At 38.6% G+C, this 11437-nt stretch carries 6 protein-coding genes; all 6 read left to right on the plus strand.

Annotated features, from left to right (window positions below; all coding sequences use genetic code 11):
* Positions 1 to 35: 35 nt before the first annotated feature.
* The 6 genes from AC0UMU_RS04315 (at position 36) to AC0UMU_RS04340 (ending at position 10779) form a co-directional block, all read left to right on the plus strand.
* The gene (locus AC0UMU_RS04315) at positions 36 to 1190 is read left to right on the plus strand and encodes a hypothetical protein (RefSeq protein ID WP_288640996.1); all 1155 of its coding nucleotides are present in this window, start codon (positions 36 to 38) and stop codon (positions 1188 to 1190) included.
* Between the two features lie 13 nt (positions 1191 to 1203).
* Positions 1204 to 4260 carry an RHS repeat domain-containing protein gene (locus tag AC0UMU_RS04320; RefSeq protein ID WP_288640994.1) on the plus strand — a complete coding sequence of 1019 codons (3057 nt, stop codon included), beginning with the start codon at positions 1204 to 1206 and terminating at the stop codon, positions 4258 to 4260.
* A 57-nt stretch (positions 4261 to 4317) separates the two neighbouring features.
* Positions 4318 to 7575 (plus strand): RHS repeat domain-containing protein, encoded by a 3258-nt coding sequence (locus AC0UMU_RS04325; protein ID WP_473979876.1) that lies wholly within the window; start codon positions 4318 to 4320, stop codon positions 7573 to 7575.
* Between the two features lie 429 nt (positions 7576 to 8004).
* Entirely contained in the window at positions 8005 to 9111 is a 1107-nt protein-coding gene (locus tag AC0UMU_RS04330; protein WP_473979877.1) for an RHS repeat-associated core domain-containing protein, read from the plus strand.
* A 561-nt stretch (positions 9112 to 9672) separates the two neighbouring features.
* Entirely contained in the window at positions 9673 to 10281 is a 609-nt protein-coding gene (locus tag AC0UMU_RS04335; protein WP_288640988.1) for a JAB-like toxin 1 domain-containing protein, read from the plus strand.
* Between the two features lie 3 nt (positions 10282 to 10284).
* Positions 10285 to 10779 (plus strand): hypothetical protein, encoded by a 495-nt coding sequence (locus AC0UMU_RS04340; protein ID WP_122338411.1) that lies wholly within the window; start codon positions 10285 to 10287, stop codon positions 10777 to 10779.
* Positions 10780 to 11437 lie beyond the last annotated feature (658 nt).

An 11437-nucleotide genomic window follows, 5' to 3' on the forward strand; every position in this document is an offset into this window, starting at 1 on the left:
TACCATAAAACGCAACCTTTATCAAATCTGAATATATGAAAGATTCGGTCATTCTGTTAGCAAGTATTTTAGGATGCCTTTCTCTAAAAGCACAAAATACTTTGTACAAATCGGAGAATGCTCCCAGACCGGGAGACAAAATCATAAAAGAGCGGATTTCCTATTTCGATCCCGGAGAAAAAGGAGATAAAAAAATCTGGTATTTCGATCATCTCACGACAGAAAAAGAGCGATATGAACTAAGATACAGCGGTAACGACAGTTTACTGACGGGACATGAGCATTTAACTTTTTACAGATACCAAATGCAAGGAGACTCCCTGTTAATTACGGGAATGGAAAACCGCACGATGATACAAAAATCATATTTACCGGAATTATCGGTGAAATATCCGTTCCGTTTCGGAGACCGTTTCGAAAGTTATTTTTACAATGTCGGTGAATATCAACATAATCTCGACCTCACCGTATCGGGAAAGAGCATTGTAGAAGCCGATGCCGAAGGCATGTTGATAATAGGCGAAGATACATTAGAAAACATACTGAGGGTACACACCCTGCGCAAATCTGTTTCCGAAATAAAGATTCCCGAATGCAGCTATATGTCTGAAGATTCGGTCACGGCAAAGCTACGCTCCCACCCCGACAGCATAGATTACCGGATAGCCAACGATACGCTCGTCATACTCACCGACACCTACCGTTGGTATGCCGCAGGATACCGTTATCCTGTTTTTGAAACAATAGAAAACAAATTGATACGGAACGGAAAAGAAGAACCCCATTTCCGCACGGCATTTTACTATCCCCCCGATGAACAGTATTACACACTGCCCGAAGATATGGAAAACCTGTTGCGCCGTGAAAAAATAGAAGCAGAGAAACTTGCCGCAAAAGACAGTTCTGAAAACGAAAGTGTCATACCCAAATCGAAAATAAGCGAATATAAACTATCCGGCAATAAAGCCGGAGGAGATCTGATTCTGGAATATACTTTGACCGAAAGCGCAGATGTGGAAATAGCTCTGTGCAATGCCCAAGGACAGTTATTGAAAATGTACCCCAAAGAGACACAGCAGGCAGGCTATTACCGCAAGGAAATAAAGATAAACGGTTCTATCTTCGAACGCTATGTAATAAGATTTATCATCGACGGACAACCGGCAGGAGAAAAAATATGGTCTGAATAAAATTACTTATCCCATGAAAAGAATACACATCACCCGCACATTGCACTTGTTAACGGTCGCTTTATGCATATTCTTCCCTGATAAAGGAAATGCAGACAACCCGATAATTATCAAACAGCCGCAAATAGTTCCGGTTTCGCCCGAAGCGGAAGCCGTACGAAAATATGTCAGCTATCCGGTCGATTACTGTACCGGACTGGTCGATATAACCATCCCGCTATATACCATAAAGGCAGGCGACATAGAACTGCCCATAACCTTATCTTATCACTCGAGCGGACTCAAAGTGCGGGAATTGAGCGGATGGGTAGGAAGCGGATGGACATTAAACGCCGAACCGTCGATAATGCGGGAAATAAACGGAATACCCGACGATGCCCCGAATGGAGGTTTTCGTACAGGCAAATACCTTACGGAAAAAAACTCTTTCGATAAAATGAAAGAAAACGAGAAAGTAAAATTTTTCAAACGGATAGAGAACAAAGAGATCGACAGCGAACCCGACCGTTTTTTCTTCAAGTTAGCGAAACAACGAGGATCATTTTATATCCCGGTGATTTATGACAGCCGGACTTCTAATCGTTCTATATATCCGAAATTTCTTATCTGCCCTTATGAACCGGTACGAATCAACAGTGGAATTTTCGACTTTGAAGAAAACGGATTTTTGATGTCCGACCAAGACGGCATATCATACTCATTCGGAGGAGAATATAATAACCTCACCGAAAAGACCGGAGATTATAGCACACGGTGGCTATGTAAAAGAATGTCTTCCGGCTCTACCAAAGCTGCCATAACATTCAGTTACTCGGGGTTTATTACCAAACCCATATTATCCGGTGAATATCCCTCTAACTACGTCGCCATGGAAGATGACAAATACGGTTATCGGCTTATCATAAAACGAGGCAATCAAACATCATACGGAACGATCAACAGTGACGGCACGGTGAGCATAGGCTCAAGCTATGCAGGAGATCAGCCTTATAGGGTTCAAAGTCCGTATCATGCAGATTATATAAAAGAACGAAAAATCAAAACGATAAACTTCGATCACGGCTCTGTCACTTTCAATATGGATACTCATGGAAATCTCGGAGAGATGATCGTGAAAAGTAAAACCGGACAGGTGATCAAACGCATAAAGTTCTACGTATCCCCATACAATTCGAGCCCATATAAAACGAAACTCGATTCTATCGCTATTACAGATGCCGGAGAAACGAAGAAAAAATATTACCGATTTACTTACTTCAAGCCCGAAAACGTCCCGGACGAAGCCAGTTATGCCATGGACCATTGGGGATATTATAACGGCAGGCAAAAAACACAAGGGTATGACCGGGAAATTTACGCTCCTTACGGAAGAAGATACACCTATAAAGACCGTACAGGAGAGCATTATTTTACATTCGGCAGTAATGCCCGAGAATGCAGGGAATCCTACATGAAAGTGGGAATACTCACCAAAATACGCTCTCCCGAAGGCGTATCCACTACCTTCGATTATGAGATAAACCGACACGGGAAAAGCATAGAGCGGTATATGGACGGACACAAATCCGATACGATTTTCTACACCGGAGGACTACGCATACAAAAAATAACCGAAAGTAATATGAGTGGAGGATTGTCGAGAACACGTTCCTTTACCTACAGATCTTATCCAAAAAATTCATATTCACGCTCTACCGAACATTCCGGAGACGGCTGGGGCATTCCTAAAGTCGGCCTTTCGGAACGCGACTATTGCGTAGAACAACGCCTGTTGAAAATAAATCCTACAACCGGAACTCAAGAAGAGTGCCGGTTGAGGACATGGGCTTTCGCTCCCGTATCGAACATCACGTTCGGAAACGGAAGCTCGGTATTGTACCCGTATGTAACAGAACTAATCTCCTCCTCTTCAACAGAAATAAGGACAGAATATACTTTCGAAACTCCTTATTGGAATATATTCGGCGGAGGTCGCAATGACCCGTTCGACCCCAGATCTCAGGTCAGACAAGACATCAGTCGTCCTTTCGATCCGGATGACGGAGGCGATATGTACGCCTACGGCGGCCGTCTTATAAAAAAGGAGATATTCGAAAATGACAAAATTGCGGAAAAGCACGAATATGAATATTCGGGATACCAAGGTCCGAAAGATAAAGAGTATTATTTTGTCAACATCAGCCGTCCCTACAAAACCCGGGTATGCAATTTGGAAGAATACCAATCTAAATATCAAGAACAATACAAAGAGTGCGGATGGGGAAAGATAATAGCGACAACCCGCCTGAAACGGGAAAAAATCACACGTTATTCCGATACGGGAGAGGCTGCAAATACGATTACCCAAGAGTACATATACCGGCCGAATACAGAATTTCCCGAAGAATACTTCGATGACAGAACCGATCTGGGTTCACAATTTCATGCTACCGCTCACCTGAATCCTCTTGCCATGAAAACGACTACAGGTGACGGGAAAGAGGTTATAGAACGGTTCAACTACGCAAACGAGGCTCCCAGTTCTCCGTTATATGGGTACAAGCGTATATACAATAACGACTCTACCATGACTGCCTGTTCTTATTCCGGACAAAAACCGTTGAAAGCCCGCACATGGAATGACAAACTGCAAGCATACGAAGACCGCCTTTGCTATACTTATGACAGCTATGGGAACGTAAGTTCCGTAACGACCGACGGACGTACCTATACCTGCTACCTTTGGTCATATTGCAACCAATATCCCATAGCAAAAATCGTCAATGTCACTTATGATGCATTACTTTCGGCATTAGGGAAAGACAAGGCTTGGGTAGAACAGCTCGGAAATATGACATCTCCCGATACCGAAATGGAGACGATCAACTCTCTCAGGCAGAAACTTCCCGAAGCGCAGGTATATACTTATACGCATCGCATTTTGGTCGGAGTAACCTCAATCACCGAACCCGACGGAATGACGACTTATTTCGAGTACGATACATTCGGACGTGTCGTCCGTTCCTATATTTTAGAAAACGGAGTACCCAAGACATTATCCACCAATGAATATAACACTCCGAAATTCTGACAGATAGATATGACAAACGTTGACTGATATATATAAATCTAAAATGTTCGGAAAATCATGAAAAATCGAAATTATTTTCTTATTTTTATTTTTGCCTGCTGCTCGGGGGTTGTCTGTACGGCAGAAGGGCAGAATAAAAACAAACACTATATAAAAAACCGGATCATGACCACCGAGGACGGAAACAGTTTCAGGGAAAAGGTGTTGTATTACGATATTTTCGGAAAACATACGGAAACCGTGCAGGTAGGCGCTTCTCCGCAAGGGAAAGACCTGCTCTTCACCTTCGGTTATGATATTCTCGACAGACCTGTCAGTGAATCGTTGCCGCTGCCTGACGGAAATCGAAATTATTACGGGGATGCATACTATTATTCCGGATATGTCTACGGAAATTCCTCTTTGAATCGGATTCGTGAATCTTACGGACCCGGAGCGGCTTGGAGGGATAACGGGAAATCGGTCAAGACTGAATATCTCGTCAATGCGGATTCCGGAGACCTGTCTTGCGCTGAGTTCCGGGCGGAAGATAACGGAGAGGAGGTCAGACTCATCCGAAGCGGTTTGTATGCTGCCGGTGAACTGTCGGTAGCCCGGACAACGGACGAGGATGGGAAAGTCGTATATACTTTTACCGATTTCGAAGGGAAACTGCTCCTGACACGAAGGATGAATGGAACTGAACCGCACGATACGTATATCGTGTATGATGACCGGGGGCGTAAACGGATCGTTTTGCCACCTCTGGCAGCCGATGAATTGACGGCTACGGCGAGCTGGGGGTGTAACAGTTCCGAGGTAATTAAAAAATACGGGTACGTGTATCGTTATGACGGTCGTGACAGGGTGATCGAGAAAAAGTTGCCCGGCTGCGATCCCGTGCATTTCGTTTATGATCGTTCCGACCGCCTTATTCTGAAACAAAACGGGAACAACCGAAAAGACGGGGTATGGCAATATTATCAATATGACGGACTGGGGCGTGAAGTGATCTGGGGGGTACTGCCCTCCTCGGCCGCTAGGGAAGATTGGGAGGTGATATTCCGGGATACGGTTTGTTGCGAACGTTTTATCGGTTTAGGACAGGACGGGAATTTCGGATATACCAATACGGCCGCTTTTAATGAATCCCGGACTCCCTTGATCGTCAGCTATTATGACAGCTATGCTTTTGAAGCGTTGTCGGATTCGTTCTTGACTTATGTCGATAAGCCTGATTTCGGTAAACGTATCGAGCGGCCCTCCGGTAAACTGACCGGACAGATCATCGCTCTTTTAAATAATCCTGAACTGAAAGAGCATGTGACCCTTTATTATGATAAGCGGGGAAGGGTTATTCAGACCAATGCCTGCTCTGTTTCCGGATTCCACAATTACAGCTTTACCAAGTACGACTTCATCGGGCAGCCTATATCCGTGCGGAAAGAGCATTACTCCATATATCCCGCTAAGGCTATACTTGAACCGGAGGCGACTTATGACCATACGATCGTCTATGATTATGAATATGACCATGCAGGACGGCTAACCCGGTTATATCAGACTTTTGACAAGAACGAAAGAATCAAGATTGCCGAATATCGATATGACGAAGCCGGAAGGTTGGTCGGGAAAGTGCTGCACGACGGAAAGTTCGATTGTAAGTACGATTATAATATCAGGGGATGGTTGACAGAAATCGACGAGCCTTTTATGAACGAGAAGATATATTATAACGAAGATCTTCCGGAGGGTGTCGAGCCTCTTTATAACGGGAATATCGCCGATGTCTATTATTCGGCTCACGACAGCGCGCACTTCAGACTGTCTTATGACGGGCTGAACAGGCTTACCGCTTCTCAACAATATACTCGGGACGGCGTTAAAACTGCTGCGGCCGAGGCTTTTACTTACGATAAAATGGGGAATATCACTTCTATCGTCAGAAGTACGCAAAATCCTCAACCCGATTATATTAACCGAGTGCAATTGTTTTATGACGGTAACAGGATCATCAGAGGGGAAGGTTCGCCTTATTCCGGAGGATATAATGATATGGTATATCCCAATCTGGTAGGAAAGGATGTCGAGTATGAGTATGATCCGAACGGAAACTTGATCAAAAACTCGGACAACAGAATTTCCTTGACGACCTATAATCTGCTGAATCTCCCCCAAACCGTCGCCTTTTCTGACAAAAGCTTATCGGTTTTCTATTATATGGCCGACGGAAGAAAGATTCGAAACGCTACCGGGGCTTATTCGATAAGCACGGCCGTTCCTATCGACTCCGTGGTCAAGAATACCGACCCGTATATCTCCTATATGTCTGAATGGAACGACGTGTATTGGTATCAGAGGACGCAACAGAAGTATATAAATACGCCTGAAGGGAATATAGAGGTCAGCACAGGTAGGAAGATGTCTTTTTCTTATTATTATACCAGTAAGGATCATCTCGGATCAATTTGGCTCTACTGGAACAGCTTGTCGAACAAATATTCTAACATTTATTATCCTTCGGGGATTATGCGGGAAAAGAGAAGGTCGCCTTTCAATTACGGACTGACAGGCAAGGAGATCGTTTATGATAACGGGCTGGACGAGTACTTCTTCGGGGCTCGTACTTTGTTCGCGCCGATAAACCGTTTCAACCAGCCCGATCCGCTTTGTGAAGAATATTATCATATAAGCCCATACGCCTATTGCGCTAATAATTTCATTAATGCGCTTGATCCGGATGGAAAAAAAATCATTTTCATTAATGGTTACTTAGGTTTCGGATCACCTCAAGGAGGTAAAGCCTATTGGTCTAACTCATTTATTTCAGGAGCTCAAAACTTTTTCAAGGACAATAGTAAACCTTTTTTTACAAATGTAAAACATGGAATTTTATCTTCAGCTATTAGCAGACATAAGAATGGCTATAATTATGCAAAAGAAAATTTTTCATCATTAACTGATGGAATGAATAAAGATGAAACATTCAAAATAATATCACACAGTATGGGAGGAGCATTCTCAACTGGCATGAAGGAATATTTAGAAGAGCAAGGCTGGAATATAGAATCTTCTATTTTTATAAATACCTATCAATCAGGATCTATAAAAACTAAAAAAAATGATCCAACATTTATAATTGACTACCAAAATACAAATGACCCCGTTCTATTTTGGCTTGATCTAAATATAGGTAAAGGAGAAATCAAAAATTCAGACATAAAAATCAGATTAAAATCTGATTATGATACAAAATATATACATAAAGGTCCTATTAGTTCAGGTGAAAAATTTTGGGATAATCTAAAAAAAATAATACATAAAGACTCAAATTAACAATTATGAAAAAAAACTACAAGATATTAATAAACATCATTTGTTTATATGTTTCTATTACAAAAATATACGTATTATTATACAATGTGATAAACAAAAAAAATGATCCAAGTATTTTCTTTGTTGATTTGACCGTTCTTTGTTCTTGCATTTTTTTGTCATTATTATTATGGACAAATATTAAAAAAATAAAATATAAAATAATTTGGATTATTTTATTGGTAATATCAATTTTTCTACAAATTTTCATCGGGTTATTCGATTATCTATCTAGAGACATAAATATAACTTCAACAAAGGCTTTATACCTTTTTGATATTCCTAATCTTCTATCTATTTTTATTATGATGTTTTTACTTATCCTAATATTGAAAAAGAAAAATATTAGGCTACATAACGAACCTAAATCGAAATCATCGTCAAATAAATATGAGTGACACGTACAAAATATTGAAAACCGTTAATATGTTTAACATAAATACTGACCCGTATATTTCCTACTGGAAAGAATGGAACGACGTGTATTGGTATCAGAGGACGCAACAGAAGTATATAAATACGCCTGAAGGGAATATAGAGGTCAGCACAGGTAGGAAGATGTCTTTTTCTTATTATTATACCAGTAAGGATCATCTCGGATCAATTTGGCTCTACTGGAACAGCTTGTCGAACAAATATTCTAACATTTATTATCCTTCGGGGATTATGCGGGAAAAGAGAAGGTCGCCTTTCAATTACGGACTGACAGGCAAGGAGATCGTTTATGATAACGGGCTGGACGAGTACTTCTTCGGGGCTCGTACTTTGTTCGCGCCGATAAACCGTTTCAACCAGCCCGATCCGCTTTGTGAAGAATATTATCACATAAGCCCTTACGCCTATTGCGCTAATAATTTCATTAATGCGCTTGATCCGGATGGGAGAGACTGGTATATCTTTAACCAAAATGGAATCTACCAAAAAAAAATAAATGCTGAAGGAACAAATAGAATAATGGTTCACTCCCTAAAAAAGACTAAAACTGGAGAAGAATATGATTCATACACATTTATTAATTTTGCTGATCCAATAAATGATGCAAGAGATATAGATAATGGAATAATAAATAGGCTTGTCTTTGTAAATGAGCAGAACATACAATCCATGTTGGCTGAACAAGGGGCTTTTGATTCGAACAAATTAAATTTCGGGATAGAAAGTCAAGGTAATGGAAATTTTGATTATTCTTTTACAGTTCTCCCACAAAAATATCCAGAAGCACACTTTAACGGAATAGATTCTAACTCTTTATTTCTCCCTGAAGGAGATAATACTGCACATAATTTTATGAATTTTGGAAATTATCTATGGGGAGCAACAGGATATACTGTGGGATTTGGGTATACCGAACTGCAAATAGGTGCTCACTTAAATAGCAAATTTAATTCGAAACGCAATGGATATTCCTCTCAATGGGACTCAGAAGATGACCAACGTTCTATTATCAAAGGAATATATCATGCTAAATCACAAAATTATAGGAGATTAAGGAAATGAAAACAATGCTAACAATATGTACAATATTATTTTGTATAAGTCATTTATATTCTTGTTCTAATAATAAAAGTCTTCAATGCAAATTTAACACATTTAAAAATACAGATTTCTCAGAATTCCAAAATACGAATATATTATATCGAAAAGGAGTATATTTCATTAAATATCACGATACAACATATGTAATTAAAAGGCATATATTTTCAAAACAAATATATTACACGAAAGATGTATATAATAATAGAGAAAATACATTACCCCAAAAAGACATAACAATCATTGAGAATATACTAAAATCTTTCGATAAGTTAAACATACAATCCTTATCTGTCGATAATAAAGCAAATATATATATATCTGTACCATGGGCAAACCAGTGCACTTATTATTTTTTAAAACTATCTCCCAAAAACACATTAATAGAAATAAAGAAACAATACTATCAGTACTATAAAGATGGTTGGTATATCGATAAAAAATGTGCAGAATAATAAATATTTCCTCATAAGCCCCTACGCCTATTGCGCTAATAATTTCATTAATGCGCTTGATCCCACAGGAATGGACATTTGGGAAATTAACAATGAAGGGAGAATAATAAACCGCATTAAAGATCGAACACAAGATGCTTTTTTTATGGTAGCATTAAATGAAAACGGAGAATACCAAAGGACTTTCACTATCGATAAAGAAGGAAATAAACAGTACAATAATATTATCTTCAACTATGGAACTATCGAATCACAAAACTCAATATCTTATTATAATCAGAAACAAAATAAGAAAGATACTTATGATGAATATAAAATAAGAGGAGATACAAATGGAAAATCTTTATTCGAATTTTTAAGCTTCAATGTTACTGGAAGTTCTTCACAAGTTGAAATAGGGCTTGCTCAAACTGGGATACCAGGAAATAAAGGACTTAATTTCATTACAACAGGACATATAAAAGGGAAAGAACCTGGAGGATCATATCTAATGTCTGGGCGCTTATACTACAATTACACAATTAGGTCGATAATACATAGTCATCCTATATCAAAATATGCAAGTCCAAATGATATAGGTTTTAAAGACGAAGTTAATAGAGTTTTACAACAATATCAATTACCTATTCCTCAATACCAAATATTTCATGTGCCTAGCAAACGATATATTAATTTTTAAATTATGAAACTAAAACGCTTTATTGAGTTATTCATTCTTTTCTTTTTTTTCGGAATAGTAACCTGTCAATCTCAAGCTTCTATTCCTAAAGTTGAAAAAATTTATAAAAATGTACCGGAACTGATTATTAAAGACAGCCTGTTTTTATGTGGTATAGATTCTTTGATATTCAAATCAATATGCCCTGAAATCAAAGAAAAAGAACTTAAATTTTTCATTATTGACAGTTATGAGAAAAAAGATTCTATCTATCTATCTTTTTGTCTAGCATCTTATTTCGAATATTCTGGACACAACCATCTAAAAGGCTATTTCAAATATAAAGATTATACTTTTATCTGGTTTGGTGATATTCCTCAATTTCTATATACTACATCAAATAAGAAAAAAAAATTTTGGTATCTGAAAGGAACGCCTCCAATAGTATCTGACTATGCTTCTTTTATGTTCATTTATACTCGCGGCAAATTAGAACTAACTGGAATGTGTTGCTATTGACAAATAGCTAAATATTAACTTATTGAATCATAAATCATGAAACTAAAGCGCTTTATTGGATTATATACTTTCTTCCTTTTTTTCGGAATAGTAACCTGTCAATCTCAAGCTTCTATTCCTAAAGTTGAAAAAATTTATAAAAATATACCGGAACTGATTATTAAAGACAGTCTGTTTCTATGTGGTATAGATTCTTTGATATTCAAATCTTTTTGTCCAGAAATCAAAAGGAAAGTCTTCAAAACCTTTAATATTATCAGCCAAAAAAGAAATGGATATTTTTCTTTAATTTTTAGTTTGTGTCCCCAATTCGAATACTACGAAAGAGTAGCTTTAAAAGGATATTTCAAATACAAGGACTATATTTTTATATGGTATGGAGATATTCCTCAATATTTGGGAGATGTTTCTAACAAAGAAAAGAAAATCCCATATGTCTCCCAACCATCTTATATGAAAACTGAAACAACAGAATTTTATTTTAATTACACATTCAAAAAATTGTCATTGACAGGTCTCTGCTGTATGCAACATTACATTAGAAAGTAATACCATAAAAAAATATGAACGAGAAGATATATTATAACGAAGATCTTCCGGAGAGTGTCGAGCCTCTTTATAACGGGAATATCGCCGATGTCTATTATTCGGCTCACGA

This window comes from Coprobacter fastidiosus (assembly GCF_982245605.1).

Excerpts from the sequence above, each read along its gene's own strand:
- AC0UMU_RS04320 (WP_288640994.1), top strand. The coding sequence starts at position 1,204 with ATGAAAAGAATACACATCACCCGCACATTGCACTTGTTAACGGTCGCT.
- AC0UMU_RS04325 (WP_473979876.1), top strand. The coding sequence starts at position 4,318 with ATGAAAAATCGAAATTATTTTCTTATTTTTATTTTTGCCTGCTGCTCG.
- AC0UMU_RS04340 (WP_122338411.1), top strand. The coding sequence starts at position 10,285 with ATGAAACTAAAACGCTTTATTGAGTTATTCATTCTTTTCTTTTTTTTC.
- AC0UMU_RS04330 (WP_473979877.1), top strand. The coding sequence starts at position 8,005 with ATGAGTGACACGTACAAAATATTGAAAACCGTTAATATGTTTAACATA.
- AC0UMU_RS04335 (WP_288640988.1), top strand. The coding sequence starts at position 9,673 with ATGGACATTTGGGAAATTAACAATGAAGGGAGAATAATAAACCGCATT.
- AC0UMU_RS04315 (WP_288640996.1), top strand. The coding sequence starts at position 36 with ATGAAAGATTCGGTCATTCTGTTAGCAAGTATTTTAGGATGCCTTTCT.